Raw genomic sequence first — 22,297 nt, 5'->3', positions numbered from 1 at the left:
TTTCCCAAGGATAGTAAAGTGGCGCCGATTGTCACTGGCCGACGCCAATGATCACTCTAGACTCAAATAAGCTACCCGCCGAACAACTTGCAATCAGAACAATAGCCACAGAGATCGCAGTCGTGGAAACCCTCAAGCCTTTCAACAGCTTCGCCGAGTTCTATCCGTATTACCTCAGCGAGCACAGCAACAGCACCTGCCGTCGCCTGCATTTCATCGGCACGACGCTGGTGATCTTCATTCTCGCCCTGACCATCGCCAAGGGCGCCTGGCTGCTGTTGCTTGCCTTGCCGCTGGCCGGCTACAGCTTTGCCTGGGTCGGCCATTTCTTTTTCGAGAAAAACCGCCCGGCCACCTTCCAGCACCCGTTCTACAGCCTGCTCGGCGACTTTGTCATGTACCGCGACATGATCCTGGGCCGCGTGCCGTTCTAGAAATTCCGACCAAGAGGATTGCCGATGAATGCCAATGCCCGTTTCACCCACATGAAGGACGGCACGCAGGAAGACTGGGCGATCATTGCGGCGGATTTCAGCGCCTATGCCCGTCAGTTGCCGGGCCGGATCATGGCCCACCTGAAACTGCTCGAAGGCGATTTCGGCGGTTTCCCGGTGGATCGCCTGACCCACTCGCTGCAAACCGCGACCCGCGCCTTTCGCGACGGGCGCGACGAGGAATACGTGGTCTGCGCCCTGCTCCACGACATCGGCGACACCCTCGGTTCCTACAATCACCCGGACATTGCCGCGGCCATTCTCAAGCCGTTCGTCAGTGCCGAGAACCTGTGGATGGTGGAAAAGCACGGGATCTTCCAGGGCTACTACTTCTTCCATCACCTGGGCATGGATCGGCACCTGCGCGAGCAGTTCAGCGACCACCCGCAGTTTCTGGCGACCGCAGAGTTCTGCGCCAAATACGACGCAGCGGCGTTCGACCCCGAGTACGACACCCTGCCGCTGAGCTTCTTCGAGCCGATGATGGAAAGGTTGTTCGCCCAGCCGAAAAACTCGATCTACAAAGCGGCGATGGAAGAGCACGCCTAGGCCTGATGTTGTCTGCACCGGCCTCATCGCTGGCAAGCCAGCTCCCACAGGTTTTTGGGGTGTACACAAAGGCTACGTACACCTTCGACCACTGTGGGAGCGGACTTGCTCCGGGCGGCGATCCGACGATGAGGCCAGCAAAACCGACACACATCTTTTCTAAGCCAGCTCGGCAACCTTCGCCGCTTTCAACTCGGCCTCCCGCGCCTGCGCATCGGCCAGGCGATACAGCTCGATCGTGCCGTCCCAGTGCTCGATCAGCGCCGTGCATGACTCCACCCAATCGCCACAATTGAGGTAATCCACCTCGCCGACCTTGCGGATCTCGGCGTGGTGAATGTGCCCGCAGACCACACCGTGCAACTCGCGTTTCACACATTCATGGGCGATGGCTTCTTCGAAGTCGCTGATGAAGCTGACCGCCGTCTTCACCTTGTGCTTGAGATAGGCCGACAGCGACCAGTAGCCGTAACCGTATTTCGCCCGCCAGTGATTGAGCCAGCGGTTGAGGGTCAGGGTGAACTCGTAGGCCGAATCGCCGAGGAACGCGAGCCAGCGGTGGTAACGGGTGATCACGTCGAACTGGTCACCGTGAATCACCAGCAGATGCCGGCCATCGGCGGTGACGTGGACTGCCTCGTCGACCAGCTGGATGTTGCCCAGAATCAGTTTCGAATAGCGGCGCAGGAATTCGTCGTGGTTGCCGGTGACGTAGATCACCTCGGTGCCACGCTTGCTCATGGTCAGCAAGCGGCGAATCACGTTGGTGTGGGCCTGGGGCCAATACATGCCGCCGCGCAGTTTCCAGCCATCGATGATGTCGCCGACCAGGTAGATCTTGTCGGCGTGATAGCCCTTGAGAAATTGCGACAGATGCTCGGCCTGGCAATCCCGCGTGCCCAGGTGCACGTCGGAGATCCACAGGGTGCGAACCCGTTGTTTACGGCTGGGTCTGGCGAGCTCGGCGCTGGTCATGGGCAACCCTCTGCGATGTTTTCGCCACTCTGCGCGCGCCCGGTTAATCGACCATGACAGGTGTGCGTCAGTCGTGTGACAAACGCGTCGCCCCTGCGCCGGTGTAGACTGGCAGCTCGCCCGGAGACCGCCATGCAACCGATCCTGACCCTGCGCCATTACAGCCACGACCTGATCGCCCACAGCCACGACCACGCGCAACTGGTGTTCGGCCTGTCCGGCGCGCTGGATTTCGAAGTCGAAGGGCGTGGCAGCCAGGTATTGCAGCAGAGCTTCGTGGTGATCCCCGCCGGCGCGCATCACGCGTGCGGCAGTCCCAAGGGCAGCCGTTGTCTGGTGCTGGATGTGCCGGACGAACAATGGCTGGCGCGCTCGCTGGGCGATCACGCCGATGCCAGCCGTCGCCTGCTGGACAACGCCGCGCGGTTGTCGCTGGATGCCGGGCAAGGTCAATTGGTCAACTGGCTGGCGAACAGTCCGGTGGACGACCCGTTGATTGCGCAACAGGGCGCGGTGCTGCTGTTGGCGAGTCTGAACCACGCGCCACCCGCCGAGATCGTCGCGCGCCGCCTGCCCTACGCGGCACTCGACGCGCACATCGAGCAGTACGCGGCCTATCCGCTGCAAGTGGCGGATCTGGCGCGCGTCGCCGGATTGTCCAGCGCTCGGCTGCATGCGCGGTTCGTCGCCGAATGCGGGCAGACACCGATGGACTACATTCGCAGCCGCCGGCTGCACAAAGCCGTCGCGCTGTTGCGCAACACCACGCTGCCCGTCGGTGAAGTGGCCAGCCGCGTCGGCTACAGCTCGCAGAGTGCGTTCTCGGCCGCCGTCCTGCGTGAATTCGGTACGTCTCCTACACAATTGCGACGCGAGGCTGACGACAAAAGTCGATAGCCTGCCGACAGACTTTTGCGCCGTGACACGCTTCAATGTGTGCCTGTAATGGTGTTTGGAAAAAGGACTGCAATGACTCCCCGTACCGCCCTCGGCGCCCTGCATATCGGCGCACTGATGTTCGGCCTGACCGGCGTCTTCGGCAAACTCGCCGCCGCAACGCCCGCCGTCATCGTGTTTGGGCGCGCCGCGTTTGCCGTGCTGGCCCTGGCGTTTTTCGCCCGCTTCGCCCAACAGGGCGGCTGGCAGAAACTGCAGGCCGTCGACTGGCGGCGACTGGCCCTGAGCGGTGTGCTGCTGGCCGGCCACTGGGTGAGTTTCTTCATTGCGGTCAAGGTCGCGGGCGTCGCCATTGCGACCCTGGGTTTCGCCAGTTTCCCGGCCTTCACGGTGATCCTCGAAGGGCTGATCTTCCGCGAACGCATCCGCATCAATGAAATCGTGCTGGTGGTGCTGGTCAGTGTCGGGCTGGTACTGGTGACGCCGGCGTTCGATCTGGCCAGCGGCGCGACCACCGGCCTGCTCTGGGCGATCCTGTCCGGCCTGCTGTTTTCCCTGTTGTCCCTGACCAACCGCGCCAGCTCCGGGCGCATCCCGGCGGTGCAGGCAGCGCTGTGTCAGAACGTGGTGGTGGCGTTGTGTCTGCTGCCGGTGGCAGCGCCGCAACTGAGCGAAGTGCGGGCCATCGACTGGTTGTGGATCGGTCTGCTCGGGGTGTTCTGCACCGGCGTCGCCCACAGTCTGTTCGTCGCCAGTCTGGCGGTAATCAAGGCGCGCACCGCCGCAGTGGTGTTCGCCATGGAGCCGGTGTACGGGATTACCGTGGCGTGGCTGCTGTTCGATGAAGATCCGACCCTGCGCATGCTGATCGGCGGCGCGCTGATCATCGTTGCCATCGTGGTGTCGAGCCGGATGTCAGGCAGCAGCGACAAGAAAACCGTCGCGGCCGAAGCCGCCTCTCACTGAGTACGGTCGTTGTGGCCGAGGTCGCGGTCAGGGTCGATCCGGTCGCGCACCCGCTGCTTGAGCACCTTGGCTTCGGGGAAACCGCCGTCGCCCTTGCGCTCCCAGATCTGCACGTCGTTGCAGGTGATGTGGAATATCCCACCGGTGCCCGGCACCAGGGACACTTTGCCGAGATCGTCGCCGAAGGTGCTGAGCAGCTCTTGCGCCAGCCAAGCGGCGCGCAACAGCCACTGGCATTGCGTGCAATAGGTGATGACGATTTCCGGTTTTGTGACGGTCATGATTGCTGAAACTCCTGAGCCAGAGGGCGCCGCTATAATAGCCGGCTTTATCGCTCGCCCCGAGACTCACGATGCGTCGTCTGCTGATCTGCCTGTTGCTTGGTTTCCTACCCCTGTTCGCTGGTGTCAGCGTCCATGCCAGTGAGGCCACACGCCCGAAAGTCGGACTGGTGCTGTCCGGCGGCGCGGCCCGTGGCCTGGCGCACATCGGCGTGCTCAAGGCTCTGGAAGAACAAGGCATCAAGATCGATGCGATTGCCGGCACCAGCATGGGCGCGGTGGTCGGCGGGCTGTACGCCTCGGGCTACAAGATTGACGAGCTGGAAAAACTCGCCCTGACCATCGACTGGCAGCAGGCATTGTCCGACGCCCCGCCCCGCAAAGACGTACCGTTCCGGCGCAAGCAGGACGACCGCGATTTTCTGGTGAAACAGAAGCTGAGCTTTCGCGACGACGGCAGCCTCGGCCTGCCCTTGGGCGTGATCCAGGGCCAGAACCTCGCGCTGCTGCTCGAAAGCCTGCTGGCCCACACCAGCGACACCCGGGATTTCGACAAACTGCCGATCCCGTTCCGCGCCGTGACCACCGACATCGCCAACGGCGAAAAAGTGGTGTTCCGCAAGGGCCATCTGCCGCAAGTGATCCGCGCCAGCATGTCGATCCCGGCAGTGTTCGCCCCGGTCGAACTCGACGGCAGATTGCTGGTGGATGGTGGCATGACCGACAACATTCCCCTCGATGTGGCGCGGGAAATGGGCGTCGACGTGGCCATCGTGGTCGACATCGGCACCCCGCTGCGCAACCGCAAGCAACTGGTGACCGTGGTCGATGTGCTGAACCAGTCGATCACCCTGATGACCCGACGCAACTCCGAAGAGCAACTGGCGACCCTGCATCCCAATGACGTGCTGATCCAGCCGCCGCTGGCCAGTTTCGGTTCCACCGATTTCGGCCGAGGCCAGGAGATGATCGACGCCGGCTACCGAGCGACCCAGGCCCTGGACGTACGCCTTGCCCGCCTCAAACCGGTGCAGTCGCAGGACGCCGAACTCAACGCTGCCCGCGCGCCGGGCCAACGCACGCCGATCATCACCGCGATCAAGGTCGAGAACGACTCTAAAGTCGGCGATGACGTGATCCGCTATTACATCCGCCAGCACATCGGCGAACCGCTGGACCTGGGCCGCCTGCAAACCGACATGGGCACTCTGTACGGCCTCGATTATTTCGAGCAGGTGCAATACCGCGTGGTGCACAAGGGCACGGATCACACGCTGGTGATCAGCGCGCGCGGCAAACGCACCGGCACCGATTACCTGCGGGTCGGCCTCAGCCTGTCGGACGACATGCGCGGCGACAGCGCCTTCAACCTCGGCGCCAGTTACCGCATGAACGGCATCAACCGACTCGGCGCGGAATGGCTGACCCGGGCGCAGATCGGCGATAAACAAGAGTTGTACAGCGAGTTCTACCAGCCGCTGGACGTGGGCTCTCGCTACTTCGTGGCGCCTTATGCGTCGTTCGCCGCACAAAACGTCGACTCGGTGCTGGACAACGATCCGATCGCCCAGTATCGCGTCGAGCGCTACGGCTTCGGCCTGAATGTCGGCCGGCAGATCGGCAACAGCGGCGAAGTGCGCTTCGGGGTTGGCGAGGCCTGGGGCAAGGCGGATGTGCGGATCGGCGATCAGGATCTGCCGAGCGAGAACTTCAACGAAGGGTTCTATGCGTTGAAGTACTCGTTCGACTCGCTGGACAACGTCTACTACCCCCACGAAGGCGAGGACATCGGCCTGACGCTGGTGCAGTTCGAGCCGAGCCTGGGTTCCGACACACGCTACCGGCAGTGGGAATTCAAACTGGACAAGGCCATGAGCAGTGGCCCGGATACGCTGATTCTCGGCGGTCGTTACGGTCGAACGCTGGACGATGCCAACGTGGTGACCTCCAGTTTCCTGCTCGGCGGTGCCCGGCAACTGTCCGGTTTCCGCGAGGACGCGATCTCCGGGCAGAACGTCAGTCTGATGCGTGCGGTGTATTACCGCCGCCTCACCCCGCGCTCGTACCTGCCGCTGGACTTCCCGCTGTACGCCGGCGCCTCGCTGGAACGCGGCCGGGCGTGGAACAACGACAACGAGTTCGACAGTGGCTACATCAACGCCGCCAGCGTGTTCATCGGCTTCGATACGCCGCTGGGGCCGCTGAACTTCAGCTATGGACTGAACGATGCGGATGAGCAGGCGGTGTACCTGAACCTCGGGCAGACCTTCTGACAGCGGTCAGCGAATCCCCGCCAACAGCGTGCGCGCCGTTTGCTTGAGGGGTTCGTCGGCTTCCTTGAGCAGTTCGTTGAGCAAGGCAATGGCGCTGTCGATATCGCCGTCGTCGATGCAGGTCTGGGCCTGTTCGAGTTTGCCGGCGTTGGCGGCGTCTGAGGGTTCGGGCTCCAGTTCAGGAGCATGTAGCTCCAGTGGTTCCAACGAGAGCGACGAACCGGGATCGCCAAACTCGTTGAGAAAGTCCTCATCCAGCGGCTGCGCTTCCGGCTCGGCGATCCATTCCAGTTCGGCGGTTTCAGCATCGTCGGGCAGGGTTTCCGGCAATTCGAAATCCTGTGGCAGTACCTGCAGATCGGAGCCGAGCGTTGATGGCGCCTGTTCAGGTGCGTCGGTGGTGGAGCGAGTCTCCTCAAGATCCCAACTCGACGCCATCGAGAGCTGATCCAGGTTCAGTTCGAAATTGTCTTCGGGTTCCGGCTCCACAGGGGGTTCGATCGGCAGCGCAGCAATCACCGGAGCCGCTGCCGCCAGAGGTGCGGCGCTGACCAGTTTCGGGTAGCGGGCGCGAATCTCCTGCAAGCGCTGATCCTCGACCCCGAGCTGGCGCAGGCGGTTTTCCTGCTCGTCATAGATCGGCGTGTCGCCCTGCCGCCCCAGCACTTCAAGCAACTGCACGCCAAGGTCGATGCGCTCCGGCTCCCGCTGCAACGCATCGCGCAACAAACCGGCAGCCTCGCCCAAGCGTCCGTAGGCCAGATAAATGCCGACCGCTTCCAGCACATCGCCGTTGGCGTGTTCCTCGCGATGCTCGACAGCACTGTGAATGGCACTCGGCTGCATCGGTTCGGCGTCGTCGACCGGGGGTTCGTTTCGTACCGGCAGGAACGGCAACGGCGCAGCAGTCCCTTGCGCCTGCTGGCGTTGCCGGCGCACATACAACCCCGCCACCAGCAACCCCAGTACCAGCAGCAGTCCGCCGAGCAGCGGCCAGTTTAGTGAATCCTCTTGAGCCTCGACCGGGGCAATGACCGGCGCCGGCACAGGTGCCACGGGCGCTGCGGTCACTGGGGGTGCCTGTTGCACTTCAATCAGACGAGCCTGCAAATCACCGAGCTGTTTCTTGCCGTCAGCGATCAGCACTTCCTGCGCCTGAAGCTTCACGTTCAATGCATCGATGGTTTTTTGCAGTTGCTGATTCTGCACAAGGCTCGCCGCCAGTTGCTCGGCCTGCGCGTCAGCGACCGGAGCCGGTGGCTGCACCGGCGCAGCAGGTTTGGCCGGCGTAGTTGCGGTGGGAGCCTCGGGGGTCGGGAATTCCGAGGATTGCGCGCGCGCCGTTGGCTCGTCGGTGGCCGGAACAATTCCCGGTGAGCCCGGCGGGTCGATCAGCACGGTGTATTCGCGCAGCAGGTGGCCGTTGGGCTGATCGAGCTGCACCAGGAAATTCAGAAAGGGTTCGTTGACCGGTTTGCTGGACGTCACCCGGATCATGTTGCGATTGCCGCGCAGGATCGGGGTGAACTTGAGGTCATTGAGGAAGAACACGCGCTCGATGCCGGCGCGGCCAAACTCGTCCGCCGAGGCCAGACGGACCGCCAGTTCGCTTTCACTGACGGCCCCGACATCCACCAGCGCGATGTCAGCCTTGAGCGGCTGATTGAGGGCTGAATGCACGGTGATGTCACCGAGCCCCAGCGCCAATGAGGCGGTGGACCAGGTGAGAACACCGGCCACCAGCAGCGAGTTGGCGCAACGCTTTACCACGTGCCGACTTCCGAGCATGAGCATCCCTTGAATAAGCAAAACCGACTTCTATGCGTTCGCACATCCGGTACGAACACGATATTGCCCAGTAGTTCTTATAGTCTGCCCAGCGCGTTCTCTCAAAAAAACGGCACGCGGTTGTGCCTCAAGACTTTTCCAGATTGGCAAGAATGTGCCCGTGAACCCGCATGCACACCTTCAAATCCGCTTCGTCGACGCCTTCGAACAATTCCTTGCGCAGTTGCGTGGCGATGGTTTCGATCTGTTCGATCAGCGGCAAGGCCGGTGAGCACAGCACGATTTTTTTCGCCCGGCGGTCTTCCATCACGGACTGGCGTTGCACCAGACCCTGGCTTTCCAGGCTGTCGAGCAGACGGGCCAGGGTCGGCCCTTCGACGCCGACGCTTTGCGCCAGCTCCCGCTGGGTCGGCGCCTCTTCGAAGCGCGCCAGATGCAGCAGCACCAGCCAGCGCGCTTGGGACAAGCCCAGGCCGGCCAGCCGGCGATCCAGTTCGGCACGCCAGCCACGGGACATCTGGGCCAATTGCATGCCAAATCGGTGTTGATCGGTTAACGGCATAAAACACTCATGATCAGACTGAAGAAATAGAGAAAAACTAATTATTAGTCAGCTAAGCATGACATTTGCCTATAGGCAAGAGGCGTCCTGTACTGAATCGTTACATCGGTATAGCGGTTGGCACAAACGCCCTCTCACATTTCAAACTCGGATTGCAGCGCAGCCCGTACGCAATACAGCACACCTTCAGGCACGCGACCGGCAAACAGCTCGGCCACTTCGGCGACCGACGGCAACTCGCCCTCACCGTCGAGAAACGCGTCCTGGACTTCGCCCATCAGGTCTTCCGGCAAATCCAGCGCCTGTTCCAGCGACAACTGCTGCTTGCCGATGGCCTCGGCGAGCATGGTGTAGACGTTCTTTTCCGAGCACTGCAATTGACCGGAGATCTGCAACGGCGTCATGCCGGCGCGGGCCAGGGTGATCAGTTCGTGGCGCACGTCGGCCACGACTTTCGGCGCCTCGGCCTCGCCGCCGAGCACTTCGAGGAAGGCCTCGCCGTAGCGCTCCAGCTTGCGCGCGCCGACGCCGCTGACCCGGGCCATGTCCGCCAGCGAGGTCGGCTGGCTGCGGAGCATTTCCAGCAGGGTCGAGTCGGGGAAGATGACGTACGGCGGCACGCCGTGTTCTTCCGCCAGCTTGCGCCGCAGGGCGCGCAAGGCTTCCCACTGTTCCCGTTCTTCGCCGCGCACCAGTTGGCTGGCCGGGCTCTTGCTGCCGCTCTTGGCGGAGACTTGCGGCTTGAGGTCGCGGCGCAGCTCCAGGCTCACTTCACCCTTGAGCAGCGGCCGGCACGTGTCGCTCAGACGCAGCCCGCCGTAACCTTCGTGATCGACATCCGCCAGGCCGCGAGCAACCAGTTGACGGAACAGCGAGCGCCATTCGCTCTCGCTCAGCGCCTTGCCGACACCGTACACCGACAGATGCTGATGACCGAAGCTGCGGACCTTTTCGTTGTCCTTGCCCAGCAGCACGTCCACCAGATGGCCGACGCCATAACGCTGGCCGGTGCGATAGATCGCCGACAGCGCCTGACGCGCAGGCTCGGTGGCGTCCCAGGTCTGCACGCCGTCGGTGCAGTTGTCGCAGTGACCGCACGGCTCCGGCATGTCTTCATCGAAGTAGGCCAGCAGCGCCTGACGGCGGCAGCGGGTTTCTTCGCAGAGCGAGAGCATGGCGTCGAGCTTGTGCTGCTCCAGACGCTTGTGGCGCTCGTCGCCCTCGGAGTTCTGCAGCATCTGCTTGAGCATCACCACGTCTTGCAGGCCGTAGGCCATCCACGCGTCCGCCGGCAGACCGTCACGGCCGCCACGTCCGGTTTCCTGGTAATACGCCTCAAGGGATTTCGGCAGGTCGAGGTGAGCAACGAAGCGCACGTTGGGTTTGTCGATACCCATGCCGAACGCCACGGTGGCGACCATGATCAGGCCTTCCTCGTTGAGGAAGCGCTTCTGGTGATAGGCGCGCAGATCGTTGGGCAGACCGGCGTGATACGGCAGTGCCGGGAAGCCCTGCTCGGTGAGAAACGCGGCCACCTCTTCCACCTTCTTGCGCGACAGGCAGTAGACGATGCCGGCGTCACTGCGCCGCTCGGCAAGGAACGCCAGCAACTGCTTGCGCGGCTGCTCCTTGGGCACGATGCGGTAGAAGATGTTCGGCCGGTCGAAGCTCGAGAGGAAACGTTCGGCATTCTGCAGGTGCAGGCGGGTGACGATTTCTTCGCGGGTGCGCTTGTCGGCGGTGGCGGTCAGGGCGATGCGCGGCACGTCGGGGAACATTTCCGCCAACTGCCCCAACTGCAGGTATTCGGGACGGAAGTCGTGGCCCCATTGCGATACGCAGTGCGCTTCGTCGATGGCGAACAGGGCGATGTTCAAGCCTTGCAGGAACGACAGCATGCGCGGCTGCACCAGCCGCTCCGGCGCCAGATAGAGCATCTTCACTTCGCCGCGCTTGATCCGGTTGGCGAGGTCGCGCTGCTGCTCGGCGCTCAGCGTGGAGTTCAACGCGGCGGCGGCCACGCCCAGCTCTTCGAGGGTGGCAACCTGATCGTCCATCAAAGCGATCAGCGGCGAAACCACCACCGCCAGGCCGTCGCGCAGCAGCGCCGGCACCTGGAAGCACAGGGATTTACCGCCGCCGGTCGGCATCAGGACAAGGGCATCACCGCCACTGGCCACGCGCTCAATGATTGCACCCTGACGGCCACGGAAACTGTCGTAGCCGAAGATGTCCTTGAGGACGCGTTGAGCCTGTTCGAGCATAAAAACTCCAAAAATCCACTGAAACATCCCTGCACAGGCTGGTTCAAGACAGCCGAGGCTGCTTTAAACAAAACGTAAGCGTGCATTGCATGCGCCGTACACAATCAGCCGCGACACCGGCAGGGATCGCAAAGCGCGGCAGTATACCCGAGCCCTCCTCGGCAGAGGGCACCGCCGATAAGAAGCTTGTTCGGGCAAATCTGCCGTGCGGCTGGCTTGAGGGCTCAAGAAGGCCTAGAATTCCCGCATTGTTTATTCCCCCAAGGTAGCCCTTTAATGTCCTTCGCCGAGCAACTAACCCGCCTGCAAGTCTTCCTTGACGCCGACGAGCTGCATGAAGAGGCGCTGGACTACGTGGCCGCTCACGGTTACCTGACTGCGCTGTCGATCTGCGCCGACGTGGTGCCGGAGCGTGAATGGATCGACGCCCTGTTCGCCGAAGAGCCGCATTACAGCAGCGAAGCGCAGCGTGAAGAGATCGAAGCCACGCTGATCGGCCTCAAGGCCCACATCGCCCGCCAACTGGCGTCGGACGAAGAGTTCGAGCTGCCATGCGAGCTGGACCTGGGCGACGACCCGGACGATTCCGAACTGCGCGGCTGGTGCATCGGCTTCATGGAAGGCGTGTTCCTGCGCGAAGCGGCCTGGTTCGAAACCGCCGAAGAAGAAGTCAGCGAAATGCTCCTGCCGATCATGGTCGGTTCGGGCCTGTTCGACGAACAGCCTGAGTTCGAAGACATCGCCAAGGACGCGAACCTGATGGACGACATGATCGTGCAGATCCCGGAAGCCCTGACCGCGCTGTACCTGCTGTGCCAGGCGCCCGACGAAAAACCGGCGATCCTCAAGCCACGTCACCACTAAGATCCGGCCTATGGACAACCCCATAGGCAACCGCTCCCTGATGTTGCGCTACATCCTGCTGGCCATCGGCTGGCTGAGCGTGGCATTGGGGGTGATCGGGATTTTCCTGCCTGTTCTCCCCACTACCCCCTTCCTGCTGCTGGCAGCCGCCTGCTTCGCCCGCAGCTCTCCGCGTTTCTATCAATGGCTGGTCGAGCATCCCCGGCTCGGGCCATGGATCCGCGATTACCTTGATGGCAACGGCATACCGCTCAAGGGCAAGGTCTACGCGATCGGGCTGATGTGGGTGAGCATTCTGTTCTCGTGCTACCTGGTGCCGCTGCCTTGGGCCCGGGGGTTCATGTTGACCAGCGCGGTGCTGGTGACGGTTTATATCTTGCGGCAGAAGACGTTGCGCAAATCCTGACAAGGGGCGATGGCGCAACTCAGTCCTTTCAACCTGACACCCAGTTGAATCATGTTTAAGAACATGTCCGCAAAGCCACGCAACCTTGCGCCTTTGCCTACGCATCCGCCAGAATCCGCCGGCTTGTGCGCCTTGGGGGCGGGTTCTATTGTTTGGCGGTCGCTGAAAAACAGCGATCGGGTTTAGCGATCCGGCTCCATACAGACGCAACAACGCCCAATCCCGATTGCAGTCTCTTCTCTGCACTTGGCGTAATGGTGGCTGTGCGTGGGAGACCTTCGGGTCTACCCGGGGTTTCTGTGACCCGGATCGCTAACCTGCGTACAGCCGCCACCTTTACTTGTTTAGCGATGAGTCGTGGCGGCCAAATCCAATCACGGAGATTCGCCATGATCAAACCAACGCCAAACCCGCCCGAAGTCGATTCGACTTCCCCCTACGAAACCCTCGACTCCAAGAAATTCCACGAAGCCGCCGAACGCGCCCTCGATCACTACCTCAATCCGCTGCTCCCCCGCAAACCGCTGCTCAAACCCAACACCCGCTACCTCATCGCCCCCGGCATCGATAGCGAAGAACTGCTGGCCGATGCCTGCGAAACCCTGACCTCGGCCAAGGTCATGGCCAATGACTTCGCCGGGTTGGTGGACGGCCCGCAGCGGCATGTGCTGTTGGGGATTGCGCAGTTGATCATGCTGGGTGAACTGGCGGTGAATCGGGTGCTGGATAATCTGGAGTTGAAAACCGAGACGGCGGTGTAAAAAAGGTAAATGCACTGTCCCGAATAATGCGTGACAGACATGACGCCTTCGTCGGATCGCCGCCCGGGGCAAGCCCGCTCCCACAGGTACGGCGGCGTAATTTAAATGTGTGTTAGACGCACGACCTTGCTCCGGCGGCAATCCGACGAAGGCTCACTCACAGGCAACCCATCACTTGCGGCATGAAAAACCCGCCGTCCCGTGTGATCGGGGCGGCGGGTTTTGTCGTTTCAGCGTTCAGATCAGACCGTGTCCACCTTCAACGAATGATCATTCAGCATGCCGTTGATGATGGTCGCCGTGTCGTGCCCGCTGGCGATCAACCCACCCGCCCCCGGCGTCACACCGTAGTGGCTGGCGAGGTTGACGCCCGCCAGGTCGATGGTCTGGTTCGGCGTGGCGCCGGCCATGGCGCTGACGTCGATGCTGGTCATGACCGAGGCGCCGCTGCCGGTGACGGTGAAGTGCAGGTAGTCATCCAGTGACGCCGACGTGCCGTTTTCACCTTGCAGCAGTTGCGACAGGTCGAGCTTGTCGGTGCCGGGGGTGAAGTCGGTGACGAGATCGTGACCGCTGTTGCCCTTGAGCCACTGGAAGGTGTCGGCACCCGGCCCGCCGGTCAGGGTGTTGTTGCCCATCCCGCCGATCAGCAGGTCGTCACCGCCGCCGCCATTGAGGATGTCGTTGCCCAGACCGCCGTTGATCACGTTGTTATTGTTGTCGCCGGTGAGGGTGTCGTTGAAGTTCGAGCCGACGAGGTTTTCGATACCGGTCAGGGTGTCTGTCCCGGCGCCAATGGTGTTTTGCGCACCGAGCAGGCCGAGGTTGACAGTCACCCCGGCGGTGGCGTGGGCGTAGCTGGCGGTGTCGATGCCGGTGCCACCGTCGAGCAGGTCGTTGCCCGGGCCGCTGTAGAGCAAGTCATTGCCGGCGCCGCCGTGCAGTTCGTTGTTGCCGGAGCCAGCGGTGAGCACATCGTTGCCGTCGCCGGCGTTGATGATGTTGTCGCCGGTGCCGGCCACCAGTACGTCATCGCCCGAGGTGCCGGTGAGGGTGTGGCCGTCCTGATAGCTGATGGTCACGTTCGCCGTGTCGCTGCCGCCGTGGTTGTCGTTGGCGGTGTAGGTGCCGTGGTAGTCCGGGGTGATGTCGTGGGCCCCGGCGTAGTTGAGGGTCATGGTCAGCTGGTAGTTCTCCGCCGCGTTGGCGTTGCTGCCCGTGGTGTTGCTGATGTTGGTGATGTGGATCTGGTAGACGCCATCGGACGTCGCGGTCAGGGTCTGGCCGTCCGCGAGGGCAATGTAAGCGCCGCCGTTGATCGAGTACTCCATGGTGATGTGACCGGCCGCCAGGTTGTGGTCCAGGTTGAGGGTTTCGCCCTGGCGCAGGTTGACGGTGATGCGGTCTTCATCGTTGGCGTTGGTGTTGGTCACCGCGCCGAGGTAGCCGCTGACCACCAGCACAGCGGTCATGGTCGCAGCGTTGGCGCTGAACGCATTGCGCACGTTGGCCAGGTTCTGGTTGGCGGCGGTGTTGGCGTTGGTGCCGGTGAAGCTGATCGCGCCGCTGCCGGTAAAGTCTGCCGCTTTGGAGACCCAGCCGGTGTTGAACGAGGTTGGCGTGGCGTTGAGGGTATCGCCGTTCGGGTCGGTGTCGTTGGCCAGCAACAGTTCGCCCGGCACCACGATGTTGCCCGACAGCACGTTGGTGATGATGTGGTCGTCCGCCGCCACCGGAGGCGCGTTGGGGATCACTTTTACGGTCAGCGTCGAACTGGCGAGGTCGCCGTCGTTGTCGCTGAGGGTGAAGCCGATGTTTTCGGTGATCACCACGGCGGTGGTTTTTTGCGAGGTGTAGCTGTAGTCGCCGGTGTCGAGGTTGACCACCAGGGTGCCGCTGTTGTTGGTGGCGATGCTCAGGGTGTTGTTCACCGTGTTGAACGTGCCGTGGTTGGCGCCGCCGCTGGCGACCAGTGAACCCTGACCGCCGTTGGCTTTCGGGTCATAGGTGTAGGTGGTGCCGTCGACCACGATGGATTTGATGAACCCGCCATCGGCGCCGAACGTACCGCCCTCGCCCAGCAGCGAACCGGTGACCGGCGCGCCCTGCACCGTGCCGGACAGCACCGAATTGAGTTGATTAAGGTCGGTGACCACCACCGCGTTGGTGTTGGTGTGGGTGATGCCGTCGTACGCCAGCGGATCGAGGTTGGCGTTGCTCACGCCGCTGCCCAGGCCGATCGCGTAGTTCTTGATGTTGTTGGCATCGAGGAACGCCTTGAGTGTCGCTTCGTCGGCAGTGCCGATATCACCCTCGTTGGGTTTGCCGTCGGAGAAGAAGTAGCCGACGTTCTGCGCCCCGGTGAGTTTGCCCGAGGTGTTGAACGCGTTGTACATGGTTGCCACGGCAGCGTCGTAGTTGGTGCCGCCGCCCGCGCTGAGGCCGGCCAGAAGGGTCTTGGCCGTCGCGACATCGACCCACACCGAAGTGCGGTCGGTGGCGTTGCTGCTGAAGGTGACGAGCTGCACTTTCACATCGCCCAGATCGTCGTACTTGTCGAGCAAGGCGCTGATCGCCTGCTTGGCCAGTTCCAGCCGCGACAGGCCCGGTACGCCGGAGGCGTCAGCCATGCTGCCGGAGATGTCGAGGACGATGAGGATGTTGGAGTCGATTTCCACCGCCGCCACCGAACGATCCGACGCCACCGCTTTTGGCACGTCGTCGACGATGTTGACCACGATGTTGCTGGTGGTGCTGTTGCCCAGCACATCGGTGGCTTTGTAGGTAAAGCTTTCGCTCAGGGTGTTCGGCCCGTCGTTGGCGTTCGGCGTGGTTTTCGGCGCCGAGGTCAGGGTGTAGGTGTAGGTGCCGTCGGCGTTGAGCTGGATCTGCCCGTAAGTGCCGGTGGCGCTGCCGACCAGGGTGTAGGTGATCGCCCCGCTGCCGCCGCTGACCGAACCGACCAGCGTGCCGGTCGCGGTTTCGCCGGTGTTGCCCGGCTCGCTGCCGGTGACCGTGCCGGGGGCCAGGTCTTGTCCGTCCTGGGTCAGGTCGAGGGCTTTCTCGTAGACGGTCACGTCCTGATCGGTCGAGGCCACGAGTTTGCTGTCGGCGACGTTGACGGTGATGGTGGTGGTGCTTTCGTCGCCGTCACTGTCGCGGATGGTGTAGGTGAAGGTGTCGGTAGCGCCCGGCGGGCTCACCGAGTTCGGGTTGCTGTGATAGACCGCATTGCCCGCCGCATCGAGGGTCAGGTAACCGTAATTGCCGTTGATGTTGCTGTTGAGGCCGCCGATGGCCGAGGTTGCGGTGTTGCCGCCGGCGCGCACGCCGACCACGATCGCAACGCCATCCGCGCCACTGATGTCATTGCCCAGCACGCTGATGTTGACCGTGCCGCCCTCCGCCACCGAGCCGGTGTCGGCCTTGGCGGTCGGCAGGTCGTCGATGATGTTGACGTTGATCTGCCCGGTGGCGGTGCTGCCATCGGTATCGGTCGCCACCACGTTGAAGTTCTCGGTGAGGCTGTTGGCGCCGTTGGCGTTCGGATGGGATTCGTTATCGACCAGGGTGTAGCTGTAACTCACCACGCCGGTAGTCGGGTTGTAACCGGTGATGGTCAGCGTGCTGCCCAGCGGGGTGACGGTCGATTGCGGGAAGCCGGCCGCCACGCCGTTGGTCATCACGGCGATGCCGCCCACGGTCAGGGTTTGCAGACCGTCGAGCGCGGTGACGGTGAAGGTGCCGCTCTGGGTCAGCGCCGGGGTGTCGGGACTGGTGCCGTCGCTGAGGTTTTTCTCGTAAACGGTGAGTTCGCCGCCATACACGTCGAGACCGTTGAGGACCACCGGATCGTCGTTATTGTGAATGTTCAGCACCAGGTTGGCGGTGCTGGTGTCGCCATCGGCATCGGTCAGGGTGTAGGTGAAGGTCTCGGTGCCGTTGCCACCGCCGTGCAGATTCTTGAAGTCTGCATCGTTGGTGTTCAGCGTGTAGGTGTAGGTGCCGTTGGCATTGAGCACCAGGGTGCCGTAAGTGCCGGTGAAGGTGCCGGGGGTGATCGGGCCGGCATTCGGACCGGTTGCCACCACGTCGGCGCCCTGCACGTCGTTGGTCAGCACGTTGCCGTTGAGGGTCAACTGGGTTTCCGACGCGGTGCTGGCGTTGCTGTCGTTGATCGCCTTCGGCACGTCATCGACGATGCTGACCACGAGGGTGCTGGTGACGACGTTGCCCAGCGAATCGGTGGCCTGGTAGGTGAAGGTTTCGGTCAGGGTGTTGGCGCCGTCATCGGCGTGCGGGGTGGTGCTGGCCGCAGAGGTCAGGGTGTAGGTGTATGTGCCGTCGGGGTTGAGCACGATTTGCCCGTAGTTGCCGGTGGCGCTGCCGACCAGCGCGTAGCTGATCACACCGACCGCGCCGGTGACCGAGCCGACCAGTGTGCCGGACGCGGTTTCCCCGGTGCTGGTCGGATCGCTGCCGGTGACCGTACCAGGGGCCAGGTCTTGCCCGTCCTTGGTCAGGTCGAGGGCTTTTTCGTACACGGTGACGTCGGTGTCGCTGACCGCACACAGCTTGCTGTTGGATACGTCGATGGTGATGGTGGTGGTGCTTTCGTCACCGTCGGAATCGCGCACGGTGTACACGAACACATCCACCGCACCCGGGCCGCTCACGGCATTCGGGTTGCTGTGATAGACCGCGTTGCCGTTGGCGTCGAGAGTCAGGTAACCGTAAGTGCCGTTGATGTTGCTGTTGAGGCCGCCGATGGCCGAGGTCGAGGTGTCGGAGCCGGCGCGCACGCCCACTACCGCGCCACTGGCTGCCGGGCCGTCGGCGCCGCCGATGTCGTTGTCCAGCACGTTGCCGCTGACGGTGCCGCCCTCCTGCACCGACGTCGCGTCGGGTTTGGCGGTCGGCAGGTCGTCGATGATGTTGACGTTGATCTGCCCGGTGGCGGTGCTGCCGTCGGTGTCCGTCGCCACCACGTTGAAGTTCTCGGTGATGCTGTTGGCGCCGTTGGCGGTCGGATGGGTTTCGTTATCCACCAGGGTGTAGCTGTAGCTGACCACGCCCGTGGCCGGGTCGTATCCAGTGATGGTCAGCGTGCTGCCCAGCGGGGTGACGGTCGATTGCGGGAAGCCGGCCGCGACACCGTTGGTGATCACGGCAATGCCACCCACGGTCAGGGTTTGCAGACCGTCGAGGGCAGTCACAGTGAAGGTGCCGCTCTGGGTCAGTGCCGGGGTGTTGGGGCTGGTGCCGTCGCTGAGGTTTTTCTCGTAGACGGTGAGTTCGCCGCCGTTGACGTCGAGGCCGTTGAGGTACACCTGATCGTCGTTGTTGTGGATGTTCAGCACCAGATTCGCAGTGCTGGTGTCGCCGTCGGCATCGGTGATGGTGTAGGTGAAGGTCTCGGTGCCGTTGCCGCCGCCGTGCAGGTTTTTGAAGTCTGCATCGTTGGTGTTCAGCGTGTAGGTGTACGTGCCGTTGGCGTTCAGCACCAGGGTGCCGTAAGTCCCGGTGAATGTGCCGGCGGTGATCGGGCCTGCGTTTTCACCGACAGGCACGCGATCAGCGCCCTGCACGTCGTTGGTGAGGACGTTGCCGCTCAACGTGAGGTTGGTTTCCGAAGCGGTGCCGGCATTGCTGTCGTCCACGCCTTTTGGCAGGTCGTCGACGATGTTCACGTCCAGCGTGCCGTTGGCGGTGGTGCCGTTGTCGTCGACCACGGTCACGGCGAACTGCTCGCTCAGCACGTTGGCGCCGTTGGCATTCGGGTGCGCTTCGTTGTCGACCAGGGTGTAGCTGTAGCTGACGACGCCGGTGGCGGCGTTGAAACCGGTGATGGTCAGGGTGCTGCCCAAGGGAGTGACGATGGATTGCGGGAAGCCTGCTGCCACGCCATTGGTGACCACGGCGATGCCGCCGATGGTCAGCGTGGTGACGCCGTCCAGTGCGGTGATGGTGAAGGTGCCGCTTTGGGTCAGGGCTGGAGCATCGGGGCTGGTACCGTCGCTGAGGTTTTTTTCGTAGACGGTGAGTTCGCCGCCATTCACGTCGAGGCCGTTGATGATCACCGGATCATCGTTGTTGTGGATTTGCAGCATCAGGTTGGCGGTGCTGGTATCGCCGTCGGCATCGGTGATGGTGTAGGTGAAGGTCTCGGTGCCGTTGCCGCCGCCGTGCAGCGCTTTGAAGTCGGCGTCGCTGGTGTTCAGCGTGTAGGTGTAAGTGCCGTTGGCGTTCAGCACCAAGGTGCCGTAAGTCCCGGTGAACGTACCCGCCGTGATCGGGCCGGCATTGGGGCCGGTCGGTACGCGGTCGGCGCCCTGCACGTCGTTGGTGAGGACGTTGCCGCTCAACGTGAGGTTGGTTTCCGAAGCGGTGCCGGCATTGCTGTCGTCCACGCCTTTTGGCAGGTCGTCGACGATGTTCACGTCCAGCGTGCCGTTGGCGGTGGTGCCGTTGTCATCGACCACGGTCACGGCGAATTGCTCGTTGAGCACATTCGCGCCGTTGGCATTCGGGTGCGCTTCGTTGTCGACCAGGGTGTAGCTGTAGCTGACGACGCCGGTGGCGGCGTTGAAACCGGTGATGGTCAGGGTGCTGCCCAGTGGAGTCACCGATTGTGGGAAGCCTGCTGCCACACCGTTGGTGACCACGGCGATGCCGCCGATGGTCAGCGTGGTGACGCCGTCCAGTGCGGTGATGGTGAAGGTGCCGCTTTGGGTCAGGGCTGGAGCATCGGGGCTGGTACCGTCGCTGAGGTTTTTTTCGTAGACGGTGAGTTCGCCGCCATTCACGTCGAGGCCGTTGATGATCACCGGATCATCGTTGTTGTGGATTTGCAGCATCAGGTTGGCGGTGCTGGTATCGCCGTCGGCATCGGTGATGGTGTAGGTGAAGGTCTCGGTGCCGTTGCCGCCGCCGTGCAGCGCTTTGAAGTCGGCGTCGCTGGTGTTCAGCGTGTAGGTGTAAGTGCCGTTGGCATTCAGCACCAATGTCCCGTAAGTCCCGGTGAAAGTGCCGGCGGTGATCGGGCCTGCGTTTTCACCGACAGGCACGCGATCAGCGCCTTGCACGTCGTTGGTGAGGACGTTGCCGCTCAAGGTGAGGTTGGTTTCCGAAGCGGTGCCGGCGTTGCTGTCGTCCACGCCTTTTGGCAGGTCGTCGACGATGTTCACGTCCAGCGTGCCGTTGGCGGTGGTGCCGTTGTCATCGACCACGGTCACGGCGAACTGCTCGTTCAGCACGTTGGCGCCGTTGGCATTCGGGTGCGCTTCGTTGTCGACCAGGGTGTAGCTGTAGCTGACGACGCCGGTGGCGGCGTTGAAGCCGGTGATGGTCAGCGTGCTGCCCAACGGAGTGACGATGGATTGCGGGAAGCCTGCTGCCACGCCATTGGTGACCACGGCGATGCCGCCGATGGTCAGCGTGGTGACGCCGTCCAGCGCGGTGATGGTGAAGGTGCCGCTTTGGGTCAGGGCTGGAGCGTCAGGGCTGCTGCCGTCGCCGAGGTTTTTTTCGTAGACGGTGAGTTCACCGCCCTCGACGTTCAACCCGTTGATGATCACAGGGTCGTCGTTGTTGTGGATCTGCAAAACGAGGTTGGCGGTGCTGGTGTCGCCGTCGGCATCGGTCAGGGTGTAAGTGAAAGTCTCGGTGCCATTGCCACCGCCATGCAGATTCTTGAAGTCCGCATCACTGGTATTGAGCGTGTAGGTGTAGGTGCCGTTGGCGTTGAGCACCAACGTGCCGTAAGTGCCGATGAAGGTGCCGGGGGTGATCGGGCCGGCGTTGTCGCCGACAGGTACACGGTCGGCGCCTTGCACGTCGTTGGTCAGGACGTTGCCGGTCAGGGTCAGTTGGGTCTCTGAGGCCGTGCCATTGTTGTCATCGAACGCTTTCGGGACATCGTCGGTAATGTTGACGTCGAGCGTGCCGGTCGCGGTGTCGCCATTGCTGTCGCCGGCAATCACAGTGAACTGTTCGCTGAGGTTGTTCGTCCCGTCGCCCGCCGCGTGGGTTTCGTTGCCGTTGAGGGTGTAGCTGTAGCTGACCGTGCCGGTGGCCGGGTTGTAGCCGGTGATGGTCAGGGTGTTGCCCAGTTGCGTGGTGATCGATTGCGGGAAACCGATCGGCACGCCACCGACGATCACGTTAATGCCGCCGATGCTCAGGCTGCTCAGACCGTCCGGCGCCGACACCGTGAAGCTGCCGGTCTGGGTCAGCGCGCCAGGGTTGGCAGCGGAACCGTCGGGCAGATTGGCTTCGTTAAGATTCAATTCGCCACCGGCAACAGACAGCCCGGTGAGTGTTACCGGGTTGTTGACTGGCGGTGGTGGTGGGGCGATCGGCGTGGTGTCGTCACCGTTGTCGATCACCGCGTTGTGGCGTTCTTCGGGAAACTCGGGAATGCCATTGAAACCGGCGGTGGGGAAACCGATGACCGGATCGACCCGGCCGGCCACTTCGGTCAATAACACGAAACTGTGCCCGCCACCCAGTGCGCCCGGCGCACCACCGGTGGCGCCGGGGCCGGCCGCTGTCGCTTCGGCGGATTGGGTCGGGTCATCGCCGGCGGCAATGGCTTTCTGGATCTGTTCGACGTCGGTCAGTTGCGACTCGCTCGGGGTCACCGCTTCCGGTGCATTGACGTAAGCCGCCTGATCGGCGAGCAACTGGCCGGTCATGGTCAGGCTGCTGTCGCGGCCGAGGGTCAGCTCCTGGCCGTTTTGCAGATGAACGGCAACCGCCCCCTGCGCCCCGGTGATCAATTGATCCCCTGCAAACAGATGATCGCCTTCGACCAGTGCGCGACGAGTGCCGTCCGCCGACTGAGCGAAAACCTGACCAATGACTTTAGTGACGATCCCGATGAGCGTTGCCATGTGCATTCCTCCGCTGCCGACCACCGTCGGCGCTGGTTAGCGAAGCAGCCCATGGCTCAAGCGGGTTGTCGGGGCGACGCTCGCACCTCGACAGTTCGTTTCGCAGGTTGTGCAAGTTCAGAAACTCCAGCGCCATCAAGCACTTGGAATCTCTGTTCACTGCAGCAGGCCCACTAGCGCTACGTAACGGTGGTGAATCACCCGAGTGACAAAAATCTGTCGCTCATCAGCCGCTACGCGTCCCTCCCCTTTAGCAGTACTTCGCCGTATGTCGCAAAGTGAGTGGAACTTTCCTCAAGCCTTTCTGTGCTCCCTAAAGCGCA

At 62.7% G+C, this 22,297-nt stretch carries 14 protein-coding genes; 8 read left to right on the top strand and 6 right to left on the bottom strand.

Annotated elements, in window-relative coordinates:
- Positions 1-122: 122 nt before the first annotated feature.
- Together CAF76_RS08255 and CAF76_RS08250 are read left to right on the top strand one after the other, a co-directional pair.
- Complete coding sequence (locus CAF76_RS08255) at positions 123-434, top strand: DUF962 domain-containing protein (protein WP_041475173.1); 312 nt, start codon at positions 123-125, stop codon at positions 432-434.
- 24 nt (positions 435-458) lie between these two features.
- Positions 459-1,043, top strand: coding sequence for an HD domain-containing protein (locus CAF76_RS08250; RefSeq protein ID WP_085648550.1), 585 nt, complete (start codon positions 459-461; stop codon positions 1,041-1,043).
- Positions 1,044-1,202: 159 nt separating this feature from the next.
- Here the strand turns inward: CAF76_RS08250 and CAF76_RS08245 are convergent, their stop codons facing one another.
- Positions 1,203-2,018 carry a UDP-2,3-diacylglucosamine diphosphatase gene (locus CAF76_RS08245; protein ID WP_007958385.1) on the bottom strand — a complete coding sequence of 272 codons (816 nt, stop codon included), beginning with the start codon at positions 2,016-2,018 and terminating at the stop codon, positions 1,203-1,205.
- 132 nt (positions 2,019-2,150) lie between these two features.
- On the opposite strand from CAF76_RS08245, the gene CAF76_RS08240 reads away from it, so the two are divergent.
- Both CAF76_RS08240 and CAF76_RS08235 read left to right on the top strand, forming a co-directional pair.
- Positions 2,151-2,915 (top strand): AraC family transcriptional regulator, encoded by a 765-nt coding sequence (locus CAF76_RS08240; protein ID WP_085648551.1) that lies wholly within the window; start codon positions 2,151-2,153, stop codon positions 2,913-2,915.
- Between the two features lie 72 nt (positions 2,916-2,987).
- On the top strand, positions 2,988-3,881 hold the full coding sequence (locus CAF76_RS08235; RefSeq protein ID WP_007958389.1) for a DMT family transporter: 894 nt from the start codon (positions 2,988-2,990) through the stop codon (positions 3,879-3,881).
- Here CAF76_RS08235 and CAF76_RS08230 read toward each other — a convergent pair.
- Complete coding sequence (locus tag CAF76_RS08230; protein WP_085648552.1) at positions 3,875-4,162, bottom strand: SelT/SelW/SelH family protein; 288 nt, start codon at positions 4,160-4,162, stop codon at positions 3,875-3,877. The genes CAF76_RS08235 and CAF76_RS08230 overlap by 7 nt on opposite strands.
- Positions 4,163-4,233: 71 nt before the next feature.
- Here CAF76_RS08230 and CAF76_RS08225 point away from each other — a divergent pair, with 71 nt between their 5' ends.
- Positions 4,234-6,435, top strand: a complete 2,202-nt coding sequence (locus tag CAF76_RS08225) for a patatin-like phospholipase family protein (RefSeq protein WP_085648553.1) — start codon at positions 4,234-4,236, stop codon at positions 6,433-6,435.
- Positions 6,436-6,441: 6 nt separating this feature from the next.
- Here CAF76_RS08225 and CAF76_RS08220 read toward each other — a convergent pair whose 3' ends face one another.
- The 3 genes from CAF76_RS08220 to recQ form a co-directional block, all read right to left on the bottom strand.
- Positions 6,442-8,223 carry a FimV/HubP family polar landmark protein gene (locus tag CAF76_RS08220; protein ID WP_085648554.1) on the bottom strand — a complete coding sequence of 594 codons (1,782 nt, stop codon included), beginning with the start codon at positions 8,221-8,223 and terminating at the stop codon, positions 6,442-6,444.
- Between the two features lie 127 nt (positions 8,224-8,350).
- Positions 8,351-8,785 carry a MarR family transcriptional regulator gene (locus tag CAF76_RS08215; protein ID WP_007958397.1) on the bottom strand — a complete coding sequence of 145 codons (435 nt, stop codon included), beginning with the start codon at positions 8,783-8,785 and terminating at the stop codon, positions 8,351-8,353.
- Between the two features lie 134 nt (positions 8,786-8,919).
- On the bottom strand, positions 8,920-11,049 hold the full coding sequence (recQ, locus tag CAF76_RS08210; RefSeq protein WP_007958398.1) for a DNA helicase RecQ: 2,130 nt from the start codon (positions 11,047-11,049) through the stop codon (positions 8,920-8,922).
- 276 nt (positions 11,050-11,325) lie between these two features.
- Between recQ and CAF76_RS08205 the strand changes: the two genes are divergently transcribed.
- The 3 genes from CAF76_RS08205 (at position 11,326) to CAF76_RS28645 (ending at position 13,080) form a co-directional block, all read left to right on the top strand.
- Complete coding sequence (locus tag CAF76_RS08205; protein ID WP_064594261.1) at positions 11,326-11,913, top strand: YecA family protein; 588 nt, start codon at positions 11,326-11,328, stop codon at positions 11,911-11,913.
- A gap of 10 nt (positions 11,914-11,923) precedes the next feature.
- Positions 11,924-12,319 (top strand): YbaN family protein, encoded by a 396-nt coding sequence (locus CAF76_RS08200; protein WP_085648555.1) that lies wholly within the window; start codon positions 11,924-11,926, stop codon positions 12,317-12,319.
- 389 nt (positions 12,320-12,708) lie between these two features.
- Positions 12,709-13,080 (top strand): DUF6124 family protein, encoded by a 372-nt coding sequence (locus CAF76_RS28645; protein WP_085648556.1) that lies wholly within the window; start codon positions 12,709-12,711, stop codon positions 13,078-13,080.
- A 242-nt stretch (positions 13,081-13,322) separates the two neighbouring features.
- Here CAF76_RS28645 and CAF76_RS08190 read toward each other — a convergent pair whose 3' ends face one another.
- Positions 13,323-21,974 carry a retention module-containing protein gene (locus CAF76_RS08190; protein ID WP_085695470.1) on the bottom strand — a complete coding sequence of 2,884 codons (8,652 nt, stop codon included), beginning with the start codon at positions 21,972-21,974 and terminating at the stop codon, positions 13,323-13,325.
- Between the last annotated feature and the right edge of the window lie 323 nt (positions 21,975-22,297).

It is taken from the genome of Pseudomonas sp. B40(2017) (assembly GCF_002112855.1).
Taxonomy (GTDB): domain Bacteria; phylum Pseudomonadota; class Gammaproteobacteria; order Pseudomonadales; family Pseudomonadaceae; genus Aquipseudomonas; species Aquipseudomonas pharyngis.
The sequence above is the reverse complement of the archived record's forward strand: the minus strand, read 5'-3'. Positions and strand labels throughout refer to the sequence as shown.